The organism is Ardenticatenales bacterium (assembly GCA_020634515.1).
In the GTDB taxonomy this organism is placed as follows: domain Bacteria; phylum Chloroflexota; class Anaerolineae; order Promineifilales; family Promineifilaceae; genus JAGVTM01.
Window position 1 is genome coordinate 33,889 of record JACKBL010000002.1, and the last position, 19,648, is coordinate 53,536.

15 protein-coding genes and 1 other RNA gene are annotated in these 19,648 nt (G+C 60.2%); 5 read left to right on the forward strand and 11 right to left on the reverse strand.

The window, feature by feature from the left end:
* Positions 1-66 precede the first annotated feature (66 nt).
* From H6650_04780 to erpA, 3 genes are all read right to left on the reverse strand, one after another.
* On the reverse strand, positions 67-1,491 hold the full coding sequence (locus tag H6650_04780; protein ID MCB8951312.1) for a B12-binding domain-containing radical SAM protein: 1,425 nt from the start codon (positions 1,489-1,491) through the stop codon (positions 67-69).
* Between the two features lie 23 nt (positions 1,492-1,514).
* Positions 1,515-1,895 carry a DUF2203 domain-containing protein gene (locus tag H6650_04785; protein ID MCB8951313.1) on the reverse strand — a complete coding sequence of 127 codons (381 nt, stop codon included), beginning with the start codon at positions 1,893-1,895 and terminating at the stop codon, positions 1,515-1,517.
* A gap of 136 nt (positions 1,896-2,031) precedes the next feature.
* Complete coding sequence (gene erpA, locus H6650_04790; GenBank protein ID MCB8951314.1) at positions 2,032-2,445, reverse strand: iron-sulfur cluster insertion protein ErpA; 414 nt, start codon at positions 2,443-2,445, stop codon at positions 2,032-2,034.
* Between the two features lie 590 nt (positions 2,446-3,035).
* On the opposite strand from erpA, the gene aspS reads away from it, so the two are divergent.
* The gene (gene aspS, locus H6650_04795) at positions 3,036-4,820 is read left to right on the forward strand and encodes an aspartate--tRNA ligase (GenBank protein ID MCB8951315.1); all 1,785 of its coding nucleotides are present in this window, start codon (positions 3,036-3,038) and stop codon (positions 4,818-4,820) included.
* 50 nt (positions 4,821-4,870) lie between these two features.
* Here the strand turns inward: aspS and H6650_04800 are convergent, their stop codons facing one another.
* The 3 genes from H6650_04800 to H6650_04810 are packed head-to-tail and all read right to left on the reverse strand — an operon-like array spanning position 4,871 to position 7,431.
* Positions 4,871-6,385, reverse strand: a complete 1,515-nt coding sequence (locus H6650_04800; protein MCB8951316.1) for an MFS transporter — start codon at positions 6,383-6,385, stop codon at positions 4,871-4,873.
* Complete coding sequence (locus H6650_04805; GenBank protein ID MCB8951317.1) at positions 6,382-7,128, reverse strand: LppX_LprAFG lipoprotein; 747 nt, start codon at positions 7,126-7,128, stop codon at positions 6,382-6,384. Before H6650_04805 ends, H6650_04800 begins: the two co-directional genes overlap by 4 nt.
* A 24-nt stretch (positions 7,129-7,152) precedes the next feature.
* Complete coding sequence (locus tag H6650_04810) at positions 7,153-7,431, reverse strand: NifU N-terminal domain-containing protein (protein ID MCB8951318.1); 279 nt, start codon at positions 7,429-7,431, stop codon at positions 7,153-7,155.
* 194 nt (positions 7,432-7,625) lie between these two features.
* Here H6650_04810 and H6650_04815 point away from each other — a divergent pair, with 194 nt between their 5' ends.
* A complete protein-coding gene (locus H6650_04815; GenBank protein MCB8951319.1) occupies positions 7,626-7,832 on the forward strand; it encodes a hypothetical protein in 207 nt (68 codons plus the stop codon).
* A 130-nt stretch (positions 7,833-7,962) separates the two neighbouring features.
* On the opposite strand, the gene H6650_04820 is transcribed toward H6650_04815, so the two are convergent.
* A complete protein-coding gene (locus H6650_04820; protein ID MCB8951320.1) occupies positions 7,963-9,996 on the reverse strand; it encodes an immune inhibitor A in 2,034 nt (677 codons plus the stop codon).
* A gap of 64 nt (positions 9,997-10,060) precedes the next feature.
* Positions 10,061-11,974: an immune inhibitor A gene (locus H6650_04825; GenBank protein ID MCB8951321.1), complete on the reverse strand. Its 1,914-nt coding sequence runs from the start codon at positions 11,972-11,974 to the stop codon at positions 10,061-10,063.
* A gap of 525 nt (positions 11,975-12,499) precedes the next feature.
* Here H6650_04825 and H6650_04830 point away from each other — a divergent pair.
* Positions 12,500-13,660: a ketoacyl-ACP synthase III gene (locus H6650_04830; GenBank protein MCB8951322.1), complete on the forward strand. Its 1,161-nt coding sequence runs from the start codon at positions 12,500-12,502 to the stop codon at positions 13,658-13,660.
* A 101-nt stretch (positions 13,661-13,761) separates the two neighbouring features.
* Here the strand turns inward: H6650_04830 and H6650_04835 are convergent, their stop codons facing one another.
* Both H6650_04835 and H6650_04840 read right to left on the reverse strand, forming a co-directional pair.
* Entirely contained in the window at positions 13,762-14,415 is a 654-nt protein-coding gene (locus H6650_04835; protein MCB8951323.1) for a hypothetical protein, read from the reverse strand.
* A 17-nt stretch (positions 14,416-14,432) separates the two neighbouring features.
* A complete protein-coding gene (locus H6650_04840) occupies positions 14,433-16,397 on the reverse strand; it encodes a hypothetical protein (GenBank protein ID MCB8951324.1) in 1,965 nt (654 codons plus the stop codon).
* A gap of 610 nt (positions 16,398-17,007) precedes the next feature.
* On the opposite strand from H6650_04840, the gene ssrA reads away from it, so the two are divergent.
* Together ssrA and H6650_04850 are read left to right on the forward strand one after the other, a co-directional pair.
* Positions 17,008-17,414, forward strand: a transfer-messenger RNA (tmRNA) gene (gene ssrA / locus H6650_04845).
* Between the two features lie 84 nt (positions 17,415-17,498).
* The gene (locus H6650_04850) at positions 17,499-18,197 is read left to right on the forward strand and encodes a Type 1 glutamine amidotransferase-like domain-containing protein (protein MCB8951325.1); all 699 of its coding nucleotides are present in this window, start codon (positions 17,499-17,501) and stop codon (positions 18,195-18,197) included.
* 21 nt (positions 18,198-18,218) lie between these two features.
* Here H6650_04850 and H6650_04855 read toward each other — a convergent pair whose 3' ends face one another.
* Positions 18,219-19,304: a cysteinyl-tRNA synthetase gene (locus H6650_04855; GenBank protein ID MCB8951326.1), complete on the reverse strand. Its 1,086-nt coding sequence runs from the start codon at positions 19,302-19,304 to the stop codon at positions 18,219-18,221.
* Between the last annotated feature and the right edge of the window lie 344 nt (positions 19,305-19,648).

Here is a 19,648-nt window from a genome sequence, read left to right on the forward strand (position 1 = left end):
AAACTGCTCACGTTGTCTCCACCATCCTGGAACTTTGCCGCTTTCAGGATGGTCCACGGCAGGACATTACGCCTTTGCCAGGGCGCTCATCAAGTCGCTGCTCAGGTTTTGCTCCTGCCACGCCAGTAAGCCTTGATTGACTTCGTCGTCGAAATTGCCGGCAAGTAACTCACGATAAAACTGATAATTTACCCCTTTCACCTTCTCATCATCCGGGAAACGGTGGTAATTCTCCTTTGACATCAGGCTCTTACCTTCGGCGATGAGCTGGTAGCCCAACGCCGACCCCGGATAAGGGGCGTAAAACGAAATAGAGGGATAGACGCGCCGCATTGACTTCAACATGCGCATCGTCTTGTACGCATCTTCGGGATGCTCCCCCGGAATGCCCAACATAATGTTTGCCCAAAACCACGGCGCTTTGCGCCCCGCCGCTTCCATCTCATCCCCAATGCGGTTCACCAGTTCAATGGCAAAATAGTTGTCCTCTTCCGTGCATTCCTTGTTCAACAAACGCAGGATACGGTCACTGCCCGATTCAAAACCGATGGAAATCGTGTCCCAATTCGTCTCCCACAGCAGCGCCTCAAACAGATCGGGCCACTGGCGCACCGTGTCGGAACGCCCCGCTGCCCAATAGGGCCACACCTTGTTCGCGCGGCGCGGATATTTCTCGATCCATTCTTTCAGCCAACCCGGATTCTGGAAAAACATGGAGTCGTGAATGACAATTGAGCCGATAGGACCATACGTTTCGTCCAGATAGTTCAACTCGTCAATCACCATATCCACGGGACGCCGCCCCATGTTGGGGATGTAGGAAGCCTCGTTGCAAAAAACGCACTGCCACGGGCACACGCGACTGGTGAGAATCGTGGCGACGGGCGCGGGACCCCAACCGCATTCTGGCTCCAGCGGCCAGTGGAATCCCTTGCGCAACTTGCGACTGGCCGGACGCGGCCATAACGTGCGATCAATCATCGGCCATTCGGCCATGGAGCGCGTGCCTTGCCCCAAAACCAGGCGCGGGAAGCGATCCGGATCGCGCACCAGGTCCAGGATAATGCCCTCCCCCGGACCCTGGCACACCTTATCAAACGCATCCACCGCCAGCATCTCATCGGGAGCAACGGTGGCGTGCATGCCGCCCGCGAAAATCCTGGCGTGGGGATTGAGTTCCTTAAAAATCCGCGCGGCTTTGCGCGCCACGGGGTACGTATAGCTGCGCACGTTCATGAGCATCATGTCGTACCCTTTGATTTGCCGCGCCAGTTGCTCCCAACTGGTGACGGCGCGGGTAGAGGCCAGGTCGGTCATGATGCCGTTCTGGTGCATGATGGTACGCAGAAGGCCGAGGCCGTGGTCTTGCCACTGCTCATGCGGGCCGGCGGGGTTGACGAGGTCGCCCAGATCCCCCAGGTCTAGCCAGAGGATGCCGGGTTTCTCGCCGGTGTCTTTGCGCCAGAGTCGTTGTAACACTTTTTTTCTCACTCGGGGGGAGGAATCGGCGGGGTTCAGCGGGGGATGCGCCGCCGTCCGCCAAATCCAGTGTGCAGGTCGTGGTAATAGGCTATCTCTTCCTCGCCAAAGCGCCAGCACAGGTACACTTCGCGCCCATCCATTTCCGCGAGGAAGTCAAGCAGACCCACGTTGAGGTCTTTTACTTCGCAGCCGTATTCGTGGATTTGGGCCAGCAGGCGGTCAATGGCCATGAAATCCTGAACCAGGGCGGAGGTGGCGGGGCTGCCGACGTTACTGGTTGTGTCTTGGAGAATGCCGGCAACTTCATGACGCATCTCAATGATTTTTGCCCGCCACGCCAGCAATTCCGCCATCAACGGCTTAATCTTGGGCAGCAGCCCATTCGCCTCTTCCAGCGTGAAAAAATGGGGCATTCTCCGCACCTCCTGGCCATGCGCCGCGCCCTCTTCCGCGGAAGAAGAGCGGCACGACCTTCCGCCTGCAAACAAGCAGAACGGGACCCCTGGCAACAACCAGACGCCCCGTTTTATCTCGTCAGCGTGTTGTCGTTTAGCTGCAGCCGCAGCCACTGCCACAGCCGCCCGCGGACGCCGCCGCGCCGGCGCTGTCTTTCGTCTTGAAAGAACTGCCACAACCACAGGCTGAAACAGCATTCGGATTGTCAATGCGGAAGCCGCCGCCCATCAGGCTGTCTTCGTAGTCCACCGTGGAACCAGCCAGATACATCATACTGGTGGGGTCCACAAAGACCTTCACGCCACTGCTCTCAAACACATGGTCATAGGGACGCGCTTCCGCTTCCAAAGCCATGCCATACTGCATACCGGAGCAACCGCCACCGGCCACAAACACGCGCAAACCATAATCAGGCACGTTTTTCTGCACCAGAAGGTTACGCACCATGTCGCGCGCCGTGTCGGTCAAAGTGATGGTTTCGGTCAATTCAACAGTATCAATACTCATGCTGCCACATCCTTTTCAAGAGAATAAATCACAATGAATAGAAACCTTCCCGGAAGCTCGCTTCCGCACCTACAGCGTCGCATCATTCAGGCCATTAAGCCTCAAAATAGCTTCCGGGAAGATGGTGGTGGATAATTGCTTTCATGGGTAACTACTAACGCTCTTTGGAGATTGGCCCAATTTCACGCGCTCAATGGCCATTTTCACCGGAGAAAATTGGTCCAATCTGGCCTAGCAGTTACATTCATTGTAACAAGGAAAAAACAGGGTGTCAATTTTTATGACTTTTTTCTTCTAAAGTCAGCACGCCGCGCCAGCCACGCCCGGCAATTATGCCACATTTTTGCCGAAAAGTACCATGTCTCCTTTCCTACGACTCACCAACGGGAAACCAGACAAGGTCAACGCATTCCGACATATGCGCGCACTTGAACACCCAGAGCAAAAACGGTAAAAGGGGGTTCAACCTTGCCACGTTTTATGATACAATGCCGCTCTCTTTGTGAAATATCGCGCAACGCAGGCAGGAGACGGGGGCAAATCTGATTACGGCTCCCGTCCGGGAAAAACGAAGTCAAAGGATAAAGAAGATGCTCAAAACGCATACTTGTGGCGAACTTCGCGTCGATCACATCGGACAAACAGTCACACTCGCCGGATGGGTCAACCGCCGTCGCGACATGGGCGGCATTATCTTCGTTGATCTGCGCGACCGTTGGGGCAAAACCCAGGTCGCCGTGGACAGCGGCGCATCGCAAGAGGCGTTCGACATCGCCAACCAGGTGCGTCCAGAATTTGTGCTGCAAATTACCGGGCAGGTCCAACCCCGCCCCGCCGGTCAGGAAAACCCCAACATGCCCACGGGCGACATTGAGATTTTGGCCCAACAGGTGACCATCCTCAATCCGGCCAAAGTCCCCCCCTTCCTCATTGATCGTGACGGGAATGTGGATGAGGCCCTGCGCCTTAAGTATCGTTATCTTGACCTGCGCCGCGAACGGTTGCAGCGCAACCTGGCGGTGCGCCACCGGGCCATCAAGTTTATCCGCGACTTCCTCGATGAGCGGGGCTTCCTGGAAATCGAAACCCCCATCCTCTTCAAAAGCACGCCGGAAGGCGCGCGCGACTATCTGGTTCCCAGCCGCGTGCATCCCGGCAAGTTTTACGCCCTGCCCCAAAGCCCGCAGCAACTCAAGCAGCTTCTCATGGTCGCCGGCTATGAGCGCTACTTCCAGATTGCCCGCTGCTTCCGCGACGAAGACCAGCGCGCCGACCGTCAGCCGGAATTTACGCAACTAGATATTGAGTTGAGCTTTGTGGAACGGGACGACATTCTGGACTTGATCGAAACCCTCATGGTGGGCATGGTCCAGACGGCCAGCCTCGTGCCGCTGCATAGCGAAACGTTCACGCGCATCAGCTACCGCGACGCCATGGAACGGTTCGGGACCGACCGCCCCGACCTGCGCTATGGCATGGAGCTGACGGACATCGCCGACCTGGTGGCGCACAGCGCCTTCCGCGTCTTTGCCGAAAACGTGGCCGAAGGCAAGCCGGTGAAGGCCATTTGCGTGCCGGGCTGCGGCAGCTACAGCCGCCGCGAGATGGGCGAATTGGAAGAAGTTGCGCGGGAGGCCGGCGCGAGAGGGCTGGCGTGGCTGGCGATTCACCCGGAAACGGAGGAGATTCGCGGCCCCATCGCCAAGTTCTTCACCGTAGACGAGTTGCTGCGCATCACGGAACGGATGGGGGCCAAACCGGGCGACCTGATCCTCATCTCCAGCGACGAGCGACTGAAGGTGTACGCCATTCTGCACGCCTTGCGCGAGGAAATGGGCTGGCGGCTGGGCTACAAGAGCCAGAAGATGCTGCACTTCTGTTGGGTGATTGACTTTCCGCTCTTTGAAGAGACGATGGAAGATGGGCACTATGCTCCCAGCCACCACATGTTCACCGCACCCAAGCGGGCGCACATCCCGCTGTTGGATACCGACCCACACGCCGTCCTCAGCGAACAGTACGACCTGGTATGCAATGGCTTCGAGGTTGCCGGGGGCAGCATCCGTATCCATGAGCGCCCCTTGCAGCGCAAAATCATGGCGTTGATCGGCTTCTCCATGGAGCAGGCGCAAGAGCAGTTTGGCCATATGCTGGAGGCGTTTGAGTACGGCGCGCCGCCGCACGGGGGCATTGCGCCGGGCATTGACCGCCTGGTGGCCCTGATGACGGGCGAGCCGAACATCCGCGAGGTGATGGCCTTCCCCAAGACGCAACAGGCGATGGACTTGATGGCGGACGCGCCTTCGGAAGTGGCGCAAAAGCAGCTAGACGAGTTGCATATCGCTCTGGCCGTGGAAGATAAAAAGACAGCGTAGCGCCGGCTCCCGCGCGCTCCGGCGCGCTCCCGGACGTTTGTGGTTCACTGTCACGCATTGGCTTTGTCCTGGTGGCGCAGCCAGAGGCTGGTTATCAGGGCCAGGGCGGCAATGCCGGCACTCACCACAAAAGTCTCCGCCAATACCTGCACCGTCGTGTTGGTCAACCCTTCCGCCAATGCCTGGGCAAAGGTGGGATCCGTCATGGGGGGCAGTGCCACCTGGACGCGCAGCACGTTGAAGCGGTGCAGGCCCCAACTGGTGAGCGCGGCCAGCCCCACGCTCATGCCCAGCAGGCGCAGGACGATGACGAGACTGGCGGCAATGCCCCGGCGGTCTTCGGGAGCGGCGTTGATGACGGCGGCTCCCACGGGGGCGGTGACGAAGCCGAAGCCGGCGCCGAGGAGGGCAAGCTGCCACGTCATCTGGCTGTAGGGGGTGGTGGCTTGCCAGTTTCGTCCCATGAGGAAGAAGGCGAGGATGCAGAGGGAAATGCCGGCACTCGCCACCCCCCGATACCCCCACCGCTCCGTCCCCAATCCACCCAGATACGCCGTCACCGCCATCGCCAGCGTCATGCTGCTCAACAAACGCCCACTGTCCAACGCCGCCTGCGCCAGGTCAACCTGCACCACATTCACGAACAGCGGCACGTTCACCATGGCGATAATCAGCACGCTCCCGACGAGGAAGTTGACGGAAATTGCCGGCACAAAATTCGGCAACCGAAACAGCGACCAATCCACCAACGACTCCCGCCGCCGCCGCTCCACCCAGCCGAACAGCAGCAGCGCCACCACCGCCGCCACCCACCACGGCGCGCTGCGCATCCCTGGCTCCGCCGCCAACTGCGTCAGGCTGCTTACGCTCTGAATACCGCTACGATTGAGCAAGGCCACGTTGAGGGCTACCAGCCCCGCCGTTAACAGGGCCACGCCGCGCCAATCGAGGCGACCGCGCGCCGCCGTAGGAGGCAGATCGCGCAGCGCCCACCATGCCGCCGCCATGCCCAACAGACTGAGCGGCACGTTCAGGTAGAACTGCCAGCGCCAGTGGAGATAACGCACCAGCAGCGCCCCGTACAGCGGTCCCCACACCCAACCCGCCGTGTCAATTGCCCCCAGCACGCCCAACGCCGTCGCCCGTCGTCGCGGCGCATAAATGTCCCCGATGATGGCCATGCCCACGGGAACCATGGCCCCGCCGCCCAGGGCCGTAAGGACACGCCCGACGAGGAAAAGGGGCAAGTTGGGAGCCAGCGGAACCCAGATGGAGCCGAGAAGGAACAGCCCCAGCGCGCCCACGTACACCTTGCGCCGCCCGATCAGGTCGCTTACGCGCCCCATGAAGGGCATGACGACGACGTAGGCGATCAGATAGGCGTTGACAATCCAGGCGGCCTGGTTCAGGCCGTCGGGCAGGGGAATGCGTAGATCGAAGATGATCTGCCGCAGCATGGTGGAAACGACGGTGAGGTCGTCGGCGGCGACAAAGACGCCGAAGGACACGACGGCCAGGATGAGACGCGGGGACGGAGAGCGGCGCATGGGCAAGGGAGGGGTCACGGCGCGGGCGCGGTGATGGTCACGTCCGCGTCGAACTGGCTAAAGGAGAGCTTCCACTGGCTTGGTTCGCCCGTGGGGCTGGTGCTGCTAAACTGAAGCTGCACGACGTGGTAGGTGGCGGGATCGATCCAGAGGGTGGCGTTGATGGCCGGGTCGCGGGCCAGGCCGCCGGTGAGGACGCGCACGCGGTCCCCCGTGACCGTGGCTTGCACCTGGTAGCGGGCTACGCCGCCAAATTCGCTCACGCCAACCAGACGCGCGTCGGACACGTCTTCACGCAGCAGCGGCTCCCAGCCCTGTTCCGCGTCAAACAAGATGGCGGGGTTGAAGCCCCATCCCGGCGGCAATTTTTCCCAGACCAGTGTGAGCGGATTGGTCACCCACTGGTTGTTGCCGATGGCGATGGTCTGGATTTCGAGCGTTATGCCTGGTCCCAATGCGGTGATGGTGGCGCGAATGGCGTCGGGAGCGGCGTAGTCGCCGTCGGCCTGGCTCAAGTCGAGGGTGTGGGCGTCGTCGAGGTAGGCGGGGCCGCCGGTGCGCTCAATTTCCCAGTGGGCGCTTTGCAGGGATTGCATGGCCGTGCCGGCATTTCGCAAAATAGCGACGGGATCGGGCGTGGCGGTGGGGGCAAGGGTGAGCGTTGGGGTTGCGGGGGGAGAGGGGACGCGACATGCCGGCATGAACCCCAACACCCCGCCACACAATAGCAAGACCCTCATCAATCGGGTAATCCTTTTCATCCCGCTGCCCTCCGTAAATTTCCGCTACAAGAAAAAATCCTTCAATATAGCGGAAACATCCGCCGCGATGAAGTACCATTCCACCCCCGGCTCGCGCGTGATGGTCAATTCCTGCCCGTCAATATACAGTTGCGCGATACCCGCGACCAGGGCCAATGCCTGCGCCACGGGTGAGCCTTCTTCCATGGCAGCCAGGGAGTCGTAAGACTCCGGTTCTCCCTCGTCCAGGCGCAAGTTGGTGTAAAAAAACATCACGTCAGGGTCATCGGTTGGTTTGGTGGTGATTTCGATATATTCGGACATAGTTTTTTTTCGGGTTCACGTCAGATTGGCGCTGAATGCCGGCATCAGCACTTGCTGCCGACAGCAACATACGGCCCCATTTATACCTCCCAAACGTAACGGACGCACAAAAACGGGCGCGTTGCTTCAGGATTGGCGAGGCGCGCCGGGAAATGTATACTTCGGATAGATTTCAGATGCCAGGAGGCACACCCATGAACAAGTTTTGGAGTTTTGCGGCGGGCGCGCTCTGCGGCGCGCTCGTGGGAAGCGCGACCGTTGTTTTGCTCACACCCGCGTCCGGCAAAGATCTGATCGCTGCGGCGCGGCAGCGTTGGGAAGACGCCATCAGCGAAGGATTAAAAGCGATGGACGCGCGGCAAAAGGAACTGGAAGCGGAATTCGAGCGCATGAAGCGGTAGCTATTCCACCTCCCAAAAACCTTCCCGGAAGGTCACTGCTAAGCCAGGTTGGTCCAATCTCCAGAGAGCGTTAGTCGTTACCCTCAAACCAGCTGCCGGGAAGATGGTGGTGAATAGTTGCCTGTCGTCTTCAATTATCCGTTACTTCCAGCCAGTAGGAAGCGGGCTGGTTGATGAAGGGAGTTTGGGGCATGATAACGAGGACGCCGCCGCGCCGGCCCAGGTCAAATGTGGCCTGACCCTGGTTGAAGGCGTTTAAGGGGAGGGAATAAACCTGGGTAGGATTGCCGTTGTCGATCAGTTGCACGGACCAGGTCTGCGGAAGCTGCACGCCGGTGCGGACAAAACCCGCCGCCTGCCATCCCCCATCATCCGTTTCCGCGTCGGCAACGTAGTTGAGTTCGGGAATAGCGATCTCATCCAGAGCGAAAGCGCCATTCGTGAGGGCGGAGTCGGTCAACAGCTCAAAACGCAGCCAGATTTCTCGACCGACGTAGGCGTCGAGGGAAATGGATTCCGTTATCCAGCCGTCCGTGCTATCCCGTTCGTCGCGGCTGCGCCCGCCAAAAGCGGGTCCATACTGTCCGGTTGTCGCATGGTCAGGGCGGAGCAGTTGCCAGGTGTCGCCTTCGTCGGTGGAGATGGTCACATAGGCGAAATCCCAGTCCGGTTCCAGGTTGTACCAGGCGGCGAACGTGAGCGTTGCCGTAGAAAGGCCGGTGAGGTCGAAGGCGCGCGTGAGTTGGGCGGAAAGGTTGTCTAGCGGCGGCGCCACCCACATGCGGTTGCCGGCAAAAGCGGCGGAATCCACCAAAGATACCCATGTATCCCCTACAAACGTTACTGTGACCGGCCCGGACACATTTAACTCAACATAATCCACCCCATATTGCGGCAATTCGCCGACCGTGTCTAGCGGCAACCGCTTCACCCTTGTCGCCGCCCGTGGCTGCCCCAAGTCCAGCGCATTGTAGCCGTACAGTGGCGAATCCGACTCGCCATCAAGCCAATTCGCCGCCGCCCAATCCGCCAGAAACTGCTCCAGGCTCAGGTCTGGTCGGTAAGCGTGCAGAACATTGCTCACCGCCTGCAAGCCGTTGGCTGGATCGCGAGACAGATCAACCACGGCATCACTCCCCAACTGCTCCCAGATGTACAAAGAGAGCAAATAGGCCGCGCCATAATGGGCGTAAACGTCATCGCTATCGTCATAACTCCAACTGTTCAGTTGAATGTCTGGCTGCGAAAGCCAATCGAGATACGTATCCACGGAGTCAAGCCCATTGATGGTTTCCGCCAGCTGCGCCAGCCCTTCATCCAACCAGGTCGTCTCGTTGCCGTCCATATGCCATTGAATGAGATGTTCTAGCTCGTGTACGAGCGTGCCCATGTACGCCTCGTCGCCCACGTCCAGGAAAGCCATATTCATGTAGATGATTTCCTGCTCATTGGAGGCGCTGTTGATGCTCAACGGGTATTCGTCACCGCTGTCGAAGAAGCCAATTTCGTCGTCGGTGGAGAACTCGGACAAATGCAGCACACTGAGATGGGGATCATTGTCCATCCCCGGCTGCCAGTAATCGCCGAACGTGGCTTGTAGGCGGGGCAGGTAATCATTTTCCAACTGCCGCGCGACTTTTGTCAGCGCCTGCTCATCCAATTCCAACCCGGACTCCACCCACATATACACATGGTTGGTGACGACCACGAGCGTGGCATTGATCCGGCCCGTATCGGCGATAAAACGGCGGCTGTCGCCGGGCGCGTATTTGGTGAAGGGAACGGTGCGTGCGCCAACGTCCGTGGAGCCAAGCCGCCGCGCCGTCTCGTAATAATCGTTGACCGGGTAGTTGCTCTGGCGGAGTGCATTCAGGTCAGCAAAGACAAGGGGAGGCAGCTCATCCTGCCGGATTTGCGCGGGAACGTTCAAGGCAAAGGGGGCAGGGGTGGGGGGAGATGGAGAGGGAGAAGGGGAGGGGGCAGTGGGGGAAAGCGTAAGCGGCGGGTTGGGCGTGTGTGTTGGGGGGGCGGGCAACCTGGGGGTGGGCGTGATGGCGCTGATGGCCTGGGCCGTTTCCGTGGCGTGGACGATGGTTAGTGCGCGCTGCCCGATGAGCAGGGTTGCGCCGAGGAGTCCCGCGCCGCAAACGAGGCAAGCCATCATGATCAGGCAGCCTCCCAGAATGATAAAGGGGGCACGCGAACGAGAAGGGGGTGTTGGTATCGGGTTAGCGGAGTTCATAGGCGTATGAAGACGGCATCGTGGTTACGGGTGTACTACCGGAGACGACGAGGACGGCGTGATGGAATTGGGCATCCAGCGGCAGTGTCCAGGTTCCCTGCTGCCGGTCGTCCAGAGCGAGCGGCTGTACGCGCACTGCATCATCGCTGAGCAAAATGAGTTGCAGCAAGAATGATTGTGGCAGCACGTCGCTGTGACGCGCAAAACCGGCCGCCTGCCACCCGCCAGCATCGCTTTCGGCGTCATCGAAAAAGCCCAATTCGGAGATGCTGATGTCGTCCAGGGCCAGGCCGGCCAGATGCACGGCCTGGTCCGTCACGTATTCAAAACGGAGGAGGATGGACTGCCCGACGTAGGGGGTGAGGTCGGCGGATTGCTCCACCCAGGTGGGGGTGCTGCCTGTGCCGCTGATGCCGGTGAGCGCGGGGCCATAGCTGTTGCCTTGTGGGTTGGCCTCGGTGGTGTAGATGGTGGAGAGGGGCTGCCACGTTTGCCCGTCGTCGCGGGAGACGACCACGTAAGCATAGTCCCACCCTGATTCGATGTCGTACCAGCTCCAGAAGTTGAGGGTGGCCTGGGAAAGGCCGCTGAGGTCAAAGGCTTGGGTGAGGGTCATGTCTCCGTTGTCGGCGGGGTAGCTGGTCCAGTAGGCGCTGCCGCTGTGTGCGGGGACGTTGAGCAGGCGGACTTGCTGCGTGCCGGTAAAGACGAGGGTGACGGGTTGGTCGTTGGTGATGGCGATGTAGTCGGCGGCGTATTGGTGGACTGTGCCTTCGACATGGGTGGGGAAGTGTTGGTGGTTGCCGGCAAAATCCAGTCTGGGAACAGTTAGATTGTGGTAGGCGTAGCTGCCCGTGCCCCGGTTGATGCTTTGCAGGTAGGTGGCGATGGTCCAGTCGGCGAAGAGGGTGTTGAAGTCGGGGATGTGGGCGGCGGAGAGGATGGGGGAAATGCCGGCAATCCCATTCTCCTCATGCCCAATCCACGCCCGCAGCGCCTCATCCCCCAGACGGTCCAAAACATACGCCGCGAACAAAAACGAAGCCCCATAATGCGCCGCGCTCATGTCGTCAAACTGACTAAAATCATTCAACTGCACATCCGTTTGTTCCGCATACGCCTGGTCATACCGCGTCTCATTGTGTCCGTTCAAATACGCCGCCAACACCGCCAGCCCCTCCTCCACCCAGGCTGCTTCATTTTGGTCTTGATGCCAGTGAATCATGTGCGCCATCTCATGCGCCACCACATCGTAGTACGCCGCGCTGCCAATGGGCGCGTTACGCAAATTGATATACAGCATCTCCATTTCATTGGAATACGGATTGACCGCGCGCACAAACTCATCGGCGGCGGAAAAATACCCCACCACACCGCTGCCCAGGTCAGTGCTGTGCAAGATATTCACCCGATTGTCGCCGTCAATCCCTGGCTGCCATTCCATCCCCAAAATCGCCCGGTCCGTGGGCAAAATCTCGGTCTCCAACGTCCGCACCGCCTCCTCCAGCGCCCGTTGGCGCACATCCTGCCCCACTTGCAGCCACATATTTAGTGCATCTGAACGGTAAATCAAGCGTGCCTCAATCTCTTCGCTTACCTCGTCATCATGGTTTTTGATCCAGAAAGTGAGCGTATCTCCCACCGCATAGGCCGGTGCGGTGGTGCGGGCCACGACGGGCAAATCACCCACCCCATGAAAGCGGCGCGTTAGATCCGACAGGTCGCGTGCCGGCACTTCCACACCGGTCAGAGCTGCCAAATTGGCATAGGCCGCGGCGGCGGGCGGCGTAGTGACGATCTCCGGCGTCACCGAAGGCGCGGCAGGAGCCTGGCGGAGCAGACCACACCCAACCAGGGCAACAGAAATGGCGGACAAAAGGGAGAGGAAGAACTTTCGCATGGATGGATTCGACGTTGGCGCGGACAAGAGAAGGACGGACGATGACATAAAGTACGGAATTGCATCGTCCGTTTGCAGGAACGGTAAGGAAACAACTTCGTTGTCTTACTTAATTTCCGTTCCTAAGTCACTACGGTCTGTCAACCGGATTATACGGGCGCAAAATGGCAGCGCAACAGAACCCGCGGCGCGGGGTTATGATAATCAGTAATTGTTTAGAAACCGCCACGCCGCCGCGAAACCGACACGGTTTGCGGTTGCTCGCGGTAGGCGGTCCGCCGTGCAGGCCAACAAACAATCCCCTCATTCTCGCAGATCTTCCGGGAATCGACGTTGGCGGTTTGAGTGCGATCTGCCCCATTCCCCCTTCTCCCATGGAGAAACAGGGATCATTCCAGAGAGAGGCAGGGAAGCAATCACCCGATCATTCTCTCAAAGTGCAAACGCACGCAGAAACAGCATTTTCGTCATGCGGCGCAGATGGAAAACTGCATCGCGTCTGTTCATACAGCCTGGTGGTGAGAAATGAGATACGCGCACATAGTCGGCTGGGGCAGTTACTGGCCGGAAAACATCCTCACGAACACGGAAATCGCCCGCAAAGTGGACACCTCAGACGAGTGGATTTTCACACGCACGGGCATCAAAGAGCGGCGCATCGCCAACGCACGCGAGACGACGCCACACATGGCTTTCCGCGCCGCGGTACGCGCGCTGGAATCCGCCAATATCTCCCCATTGCAAGTTGATCTGGTCATTGTCGCCACCTCCACGCCCGAATATGTGTTTCCGGCTACGGCTTGCCAGGTGCAGGACATGCTGGGGGCGTCGCGGGCGGGCGCTTTCGACATCAGCGTCGCCTGTTCCGGCTTTGTTTATGGCCTGAGCATGGCGTCCAGCGCCATTGCCTGCGGTTCGATCAACACAGCAGTGGTGATTGGCGCGGAGGCGTTGTCGCGCATTGTGGATTGGACAGACCGGGGGACGTGCATTTTGTTTGGCGATGGCGCGGGCGCGGTGGTGCTGAAGGGGTCAAATGTACCGGGCGGCATCCTCTCCACAACCTTGCGCTCAGATGGATCAGGCGGGCAATCCTTGTATATGACGTCCGTGGGCGCGCGCCCCATGCCCATGTTGGGTGTCGGTTTCTCGCCAAACGGCCACCAAATGGACTTTATCAGGATGAATGGGCGGGAGGTGTTCCGTTTTGCCACCCGCGTTATGGCGGAATCAGTGGAGGAGGTCCTGGAAAAAGCGAATCTGACACTGGCGGATGTCTCTCTGATTGTGCCGCACCAGGCGAACGTGCGCATCATCGAGGCGGCGGCGAAACGTTTGAAGGTGTCGCCCGATCTCTTTTTCTTGAATGTGGACCGGGCGGGCAATACGTCGGCAGCCTCTATCCCGCTGGCGTTGTGCGATGCGATAGAAGCCGGACGGTTGAAACCGGATGACAATGTTGTTTTTGTGGGATTTGGCGGGGGATTGAGCTGGGGCGCGGCGTTGATCAAGTGGGACGTGACGCCGCCAGAACCACGGGAGGAACGTTGGTGGCGACGGTCGCCGTGGTATTTGTGGGCGCGCGGGCGCTCGATGCTGCGCCGGCTGGCGCGCAAATGGCTGGCAAAAGTGGCCGGATCGCCCACGCCGGAAGCGCGTTTGAAGGATGCGGACAAGGGGAAATGAGGGGTTTCAGTTCAGATGGGTTCAGATTCACTGAAAAAACCGGGTTTTTTGATTGTCTGTTCATGGTAAAAACCCGGTTTTGGCCTTTTTTCAAGTGGTTTTTAGGGGGTGATTGGCGGTTTGAGGGCGAGGGCGAGGTGGCGCAGGAACTGGGCTTCGTCCAACACGCCTTCGATATGCACTTTGTCGTTGATGATGGTGTGCGGCAGGTAGTGGACGTTGAAGCGTTGTAGGGCCACGGGGAAGCTGTCGGACATGATGGCGAAGGCGCGAATGAGCGGGCTGCACACGGCGAGGGCAAAGCACATGGTGGCCATTTGCGGACCGGCTTCGTCTTCGTTGTCGGTGATAATCTCGATTTCTGCTGCTGCCGGCATACGGCTGATCTGAATGCGCGTTTTCGGCTCTACTTGCTGCCCGCGAAAGGTGACAGCCTGGATTGCGCCCAACAGTGTCGTCATCTGATAGCCTGCCGGCAATCCAATAATCCGCACGCCATAATCTATCTCCTCTTCCCCTTCGACGCCCATCACGCCCAGGACCGGATAAAAGGCGTAATTCTCGCGGCGGGGGCGCAGGTCAAACGACACGTTGGCGAAACGTTCGCTCAACGCTTGTCCCAGGCGGATCGCTTCTCGCTCCTGCCAGCGGCCTTCCTCATACGCCCACACGACCAGGCGCACGGGGCGGGGGATGTTTTCCAGAAACGGGGCCACGTCGGCCCATTCATCGGTGGGGGTCGGTTCTTCGGTCATAGGTCTGGGAGTATGGGTCAATTCCCGTCCAGGTCAATCGCATACAGGTTCCACAATTCGGACTGCTGCGTGGTGTCCAGGACCAGATTTTGCACGGTGGGGCGGGCGATGGTGACTTTGACGCGGGTGAGGATGGGAATTGCCGGCACATTCCCGGCAAAAATCCGCAGCGCCTCCTGATGTTGAGCGACATATTCCGGCGTCCCCGGCCACGCGGCGGCGGCCGCCGCGCACGCCGCGTCAAACGCGGTATCGCTCCAACCGGTCACGTTCAGGCCGGCCCAGCCGGCGGCAAACGTCGCCGGCGGTCCGGGAACCGCCCCGCTCAGATAAAGGTTGCAGGGGGGGCGCACCGGCGTGAGCCAGCTAAACAGGGCCAGGTCAAATTGCCGCCCAAACACGGGACCAACGGGGCCATCGGCGAAGAATTCGCCCGCCGGAACCGTCTTCAATAACACGTCGATGCCACAAGCGCGCATCTGTTCCTGGAACAACCCCCCGATTTGCGGTCGCAGTTCGCCGCCGGCGGTGGTCAGCAACGTTATCTGGAAAGGCTCGCCGGTTTGCGGGTCTTCGCGCACGCCGTCCCCGTCGCCGTCCAGGTAGCCAACTTCGTCCAGCAGGGCGTTGCCGGCATTTACGTCAAACGGCCAGACAGCCAAGTCAGCCGGATAAAGGGGATGCCGCGCGGACACATAAGCGTTCATCACCTCCCCTTTGCCGTACTGCGTTTCGTCAATAATCTGCTGACGGTTGGTACATTGCGTCATGGCCTGACGCACGCGGACATCGCTGAACCAATCGGGGCGTTTGTTGGCGTAGGTTGACGCGGACACCACGCCAAAATCAATATGCTCAAAAACCGGTCCCTCGGCAAAATAGGCCCGCAGCAAACCCTGCGCCTCGCTCTGCAAAAACAACGGCGTGTCCGCGAAATTCAGGCTCTCCTGCGTCGCCACGTCACACGTCCCCGCCAACACCCGCGCCAGCGCGTCCTCCGCGTTGGGCGTAAAGAGGAACGTCAGGCCATCCAGGCGGGGCAACCCTTCGTCGGCGCGGTAGTAATTCGGATTCCGGACCAGCGTCATGTGGTCGCCGGGCAGCCATTCCGTGAGCATAAAGGGGCCATTCGCCAGCGGCAGGCGGGCCGCGGCCTCACTCTCCGCCACCTGCGCGAAGGGGATGTCCCCCAACTGGTGGCGCGGCAGCGGCGGAACCAGGCGCGCCAGGAAATCGGCGTCCGCGCCGCCGGGGAGGGAGGTGTAGCGGATGGTGTGCGCGTCCAACGCTTCGTAGGCGGCAATGCGTGCCTCCGCCGCGTTCAGGTCCACGTTGGGGCCATACTTGAGTTCAAAGCTGAAGCGGACGTCATCGGCGGTGACGGGCACGCCATCCGACCAGATGAGGGGGCGCAGGGTGAAGTCTACGACGAGTTGGGACATGGTGAGGGGCGTGCCGGCATAGGTGACCACACCGCCATCCCCATCATTCACCGTCACCCCCGCCCCCAGCCGCACGACAAAACCGTGGACATCCACCACCATATCCCCCGCGTCCACGGCCACCGCCTGCAGACGTGCATCCCCATCTTCCAGGCTGGGCAGCTTCGCCAACCCCACCGCCTGATAGCCGAAGTCCAGGTTGGTGTAGAGGTTCTCATAAATTGCCTGCCAGACGTGGGTCGCGCTCAGGGAAAAACCGGCGTGCGGGTAAAGCGAAACCGGTTCCTGCCCCAGGCAAATTGTCAGCGTCCGGGGACCGGTTGGTTGGGCCGCGGCGGCATCTGTGGATGGGGCGACGGGTGTGGTTGTGGCGATGGTCGTGACTTCCAATGGCGGGCCAGGTGTGGCCGTGACGGGAACGTTCTCTACGACCAGGCGGGTGATTTCGATGGGTGTGGGAGGGGGATTATGCCGGCATCCAACCAACACCCCCGCCAACACCACCAACACCCAAATCAAAAATCTGGAATACCACTGCATAAATCGCTCGCTTACTTCATTCAGGATGGGCGGGAGTAACTGGCCAGCCTTGGGGGATATAGTCCCAAATATCTTCCCGGAAGCTCGATTTCAAGCCGAAAATGCCGCATTATTCAGCTCGCTTCGCATCAAAACAGCTTCCGGGAAGGTGGTCGTGAATAGGTACGGGCGGGAATTATAAAGCAATCGCCCATCGCGGCCAAAACGCACCCGAATAAGGAGTGACAGGCCCTCCCCGAATCCCAAAGAGCCAAAAATCGGCCTCACTCAGTCTACCCATGGGGGTGCGCGGAACTTTTGTTGATAACCCATAAGCCCATTGCCTCTCACAGAAATATGGGGAACACAAGTTGTTTCCGCCCGAGTCGAGGGCGTCGCCGCGGCGCTGCGCGCCTGGCGACGCCAGGGAAAGTGGGGTTTTTCAGTTTTTGGGGTCAAAAAGACCCCGAAAACTGAAAAACCCCGAAAATTTCCCCGTGCGGGGCGCGAAGCGCCCTGGCGCGGAACAGTATGCGCCCGACAAAATGACGGTGTCAACAAGAACCCCGCGCACTCGACCAACGGAAGTTACTCGCTTGTCATCGCCATTTGTTGTATAATTTTGATGTCTGGGGATGACAGGCTTCGACGGGGAAGGCTGGTCCTGGACTGCAAGCCGAGCACGCTTTACACCTCGTAAAACTGGAAGCACACAAGAAGTGCCAACCGCACTCCTAACTACAGCGCTCTTCCGTTGGCTGCGTAAGCTAACCTAAAGCGCCGGTCGCCAAGAAGGTGACCACGTCCACCTCAACTGCTCGTTGGCCGGAAGAGATGTGGGCGTCATAATAGCCAACGTGCGCCTCCGCGACACCGATAGCGGCGGCTAAGCGACTCTTTCGGGAGTCATCGGTTAGCTGAGGTCCGACCCTGTTCGCCGGGGCCGCTTCAGTGAAAATCAAGTAGGCGGACTAAGCTTGTAGACGTGCAGCAGATCGAATTTTTCGGACGTGGGTTCGATTCCCACCATCTCCACTCAAGGCGCGCCCCGCGGCGCGCCTTTTTTTGTCTGACTGATGCCGGCAAAACAACAGGCAGGATATGTTGCGATTGGATGAGAACATGAACGGGTACCTTCTTCTGGCAGGCGGCGCGGAGTTTGGCGGCGATATGGCCGTCGCCGACCGGCGAGCGATCACGCTGGCGGGCGGACCAGACGCCCCCATCGCCATCATCCCCACGGCAGCGGCCCCGGACAACAACCACGCGCGGGCGGGCGAGAACGGGAGACGCTGGTTTGCGGGCCTGGGCGTGCGGGCGGTCAGCGTGGTTCCGCTGCTGGACGCCACTTCCGCCAATGCCACCGATGTGGTGGACGCCGTGCGCCGCGCTCGCCTGATCTACTTGCTGGGGGGTTTTCCTCATTACCTGGAGCGGACGCTGGCGGGCAGCCAGGCGTGGCAGGCGATGGTGATGGTATACCGGGCGGGGGGCGTGATTGCCGGCAGCAGCGCGGGCGCGATGGTCCTCTGCGAACATTACTACGACCCGGGGCGCGGCCAGGTCGAAACCGGCCTGGGGCTGGTCCCCGCCGCCTGCGTCCTGCCGCACCACAACACCTTTGGTCGGCGTTGGGCCGCCGACCTGGCGCGGCAACTGCCCGGCGTCACGCTCATGGGCATCGACGAGCGCGTGGGCATGATCAACGATGGGCCGGCAGGCTCCTGGCAGGTGTATGGTCCCGGCGCGGTCACGCGCTACCACCACGGGCAGCCCGTTTCGTTCCGCGGCGGGCAGACATTCCAACTGGCCGGGACGTAAACCAGGTCGGTCTGTGAGCTATCAATTGGGTTGCGGGGCCAGTTCCGTGCCGGCAGGCGTATCCATCACCTGCCACCCCAAAGCCAGAATCTCATCGCGCAGTTCGTCGGCCCGCCGCCAATGGCGCTGTTTGCGGGCTGTGTTGCGCTCCGCCAGCAGCGCCAGCACACGCGGCGGAGGTTGCGGCGTTTGCTGCGCGGCGGCCTCTATCTCCGCCTGCGCCGCCAGTGCCTGCGCCCACACGGACGCGGGCACGCCGGCGCCCGCTTGCGGCTCACGCACGTCCCCCAGCAGGTGCAGCGGGAATTCCGCCCCGGAGCGGAACACGGCGGCGGATTCGTCGGCTTCGTCGCTGCGCAAAATGATCGCCCGCCCCGCGCCCATCACCAGCCCCTTGCCGGCCTTCAAGTCCATGATCAGCGACGTGTGTTCGTCCAGGCCGAGGATGGTAAGCCCCGGCGGGAGCATGTCGCGCAGTTGCTGGAAACGTGCCCGCCCCATGTAGCAGCGGCTTGTGTCCAGTTCTTCGCCGCCGTCGCTGTTGTCCCAATGGGGGATGATGATCAGGGGCCAACCAAACTGGCGGAAGTAATCCAGTCCTGGCTTCCAGTGTAAATCCTCGCCGACTTTGTAGATTTCGTAGACGGGCATGGTGAGGGTGCTGAAGGCCAGGGTGGCGGAACTGGAGAGCATCAGGGTAGCGCCCAGGTGGTGGCGGGCCTGGATCATGTGCAGCGCGAGGGTGTCGCGGAGTTGGCGGGCGGCGTAGGAGGGGCTGCCCGGTCCCAGGAGGAGCCAATTGGCGTGCAGGATGGGGGCGACGATGTTTGGCGTGTCGGGGCTGAAGGGTGTGCCGCGCTTGCGGGCGGGCAGCACCTGGATGTCGGGGCGGTAGTTTTGCAGTCGTCGCGCCAGGAATTCCGCGATTTTGCCGGCAACGCGGTCTGAATTCGGCTCAAATCCCGCGGGGGTCTCCAAAATGGCAATGCGCGGCGACGCCGGTAACTGTCGGGCGGTGTATTCATGTGTTTTGCCGCTGGATGGCAGCGTCTCGCCAGAGCCAAACAAGACAATTTGGCCGGGATGATGGGGGGAAGCGATGCTCATGATGGTTTATCCAATCAAGATAGTGTCCTGTCACGCATGAAATGATGGATTTTGTTATCCCACAAACCTTCCGGGAAGCTCGCTCTCAGGCCAAAGTTGTTGCAAAAACGTAACTACTGACGCTCTCTGGTGAAATTGGTCTAATCTGGCTTAGCAGTTACTCATAAACAGCTTTCAGGAGGATGTGGAAATCCATCACATGGTGGTTGACAAGACAATAGGCGGCGAAAGGGGAAATGCCGGCAACAACAAAACAAGCAAGCCCAGACGCATCCAACCCGTTGCCAGATCCGCGCGAAACGCTAACTACGCATTCTAGCAGGCGCGCAAACGAAAACAAAGTT

Coding starts and splice junctions, on each gene's coding strand:
- H6650_04820 (MCB8951320.1), bottom strand. CDS start 9,996: ATGATGGCTTGCCTCGTTTGCGGCGCGGGACTCCTCGGCGCAACCCTG.
- H6650_04840 (MCB8951324.1), bottom strand. CDS start 16,397: ATGCAGTGGTATTCCAGATTTTTGATTTGGGTGTTGGTGGTGTTGGCG.
- erpA (MCB8951314.1), bottom strand. CDS start 2,445: ATGAGTATTGATACTGTTGAATTGACCGAAACCATCACTTTGACCGAC.
- H6650_04830 (MCB8951322.1), top strand. CDS start 12,500: ATGAGATACGCGCACATAGTCGGCTGGGGCAGTTACTGGCCGGAAAAC.
- H6650_04805 (MCB8951317.1), bottom strand. CDS start 7,128: ATGAAAAGGATTACCCGATTGATGAGGGTCTTGCTATTGTGTGGCGGG.
- H6650_04835 (MCB8951323.1), bottom strand. CDS start 14,415: ATGACCGAAGAACCGACCCCCACCGATGAATGGGCCGACGTGGCCCCG.
- H6650_04855 (MCB8951326.1), bottom strand. CDS start 19,304: ATGAGCATCGCTTCCCCCCATCATCCCGGCCAAATTGTCTTGTTTGGC.
- H6650_04815 (MCB8951319.1), top strand. CDS start 7,626: ATGAACAAGTTTTGGAGTTTTGCGGCGGGCGCGCTCTGCGGCGCGCTC.
- aspS (MCB8951315.1), top strand. CDS start 3,036: ATGCTCAAAACGCATACTTGTGGCGAACTTCGCGTCGATCACATCGGA.
- H6650_04825 (MCB8951321.1), bottom strand. CDS start 11,974: ATGCGAAAGTTCTTCCTCTCCCTTTTGTCCGCCATTTCTGTTGCCCTG.
- H6650_04850 (MCB8951325.1), top strand. CDS start 17,499: ATGAACGGGTACCTTCTTCTGGCAGGCGGCGCGGAGTTTGGCGGCGAT.
- H6650_04810 (MCB8951318.1), bottom strand. CDS start 7,431: ATGTCCGAATATATCGAAATCACCACCAAACCAACCGATGACCCTGAC.
- H6650_04785 (MCB8951313.1), bottom strand. CDS start 1,895: ATGCCCCATTTTTTCACGCTGGAAGAGGCGAATGGGCTGCTGCCCAAG.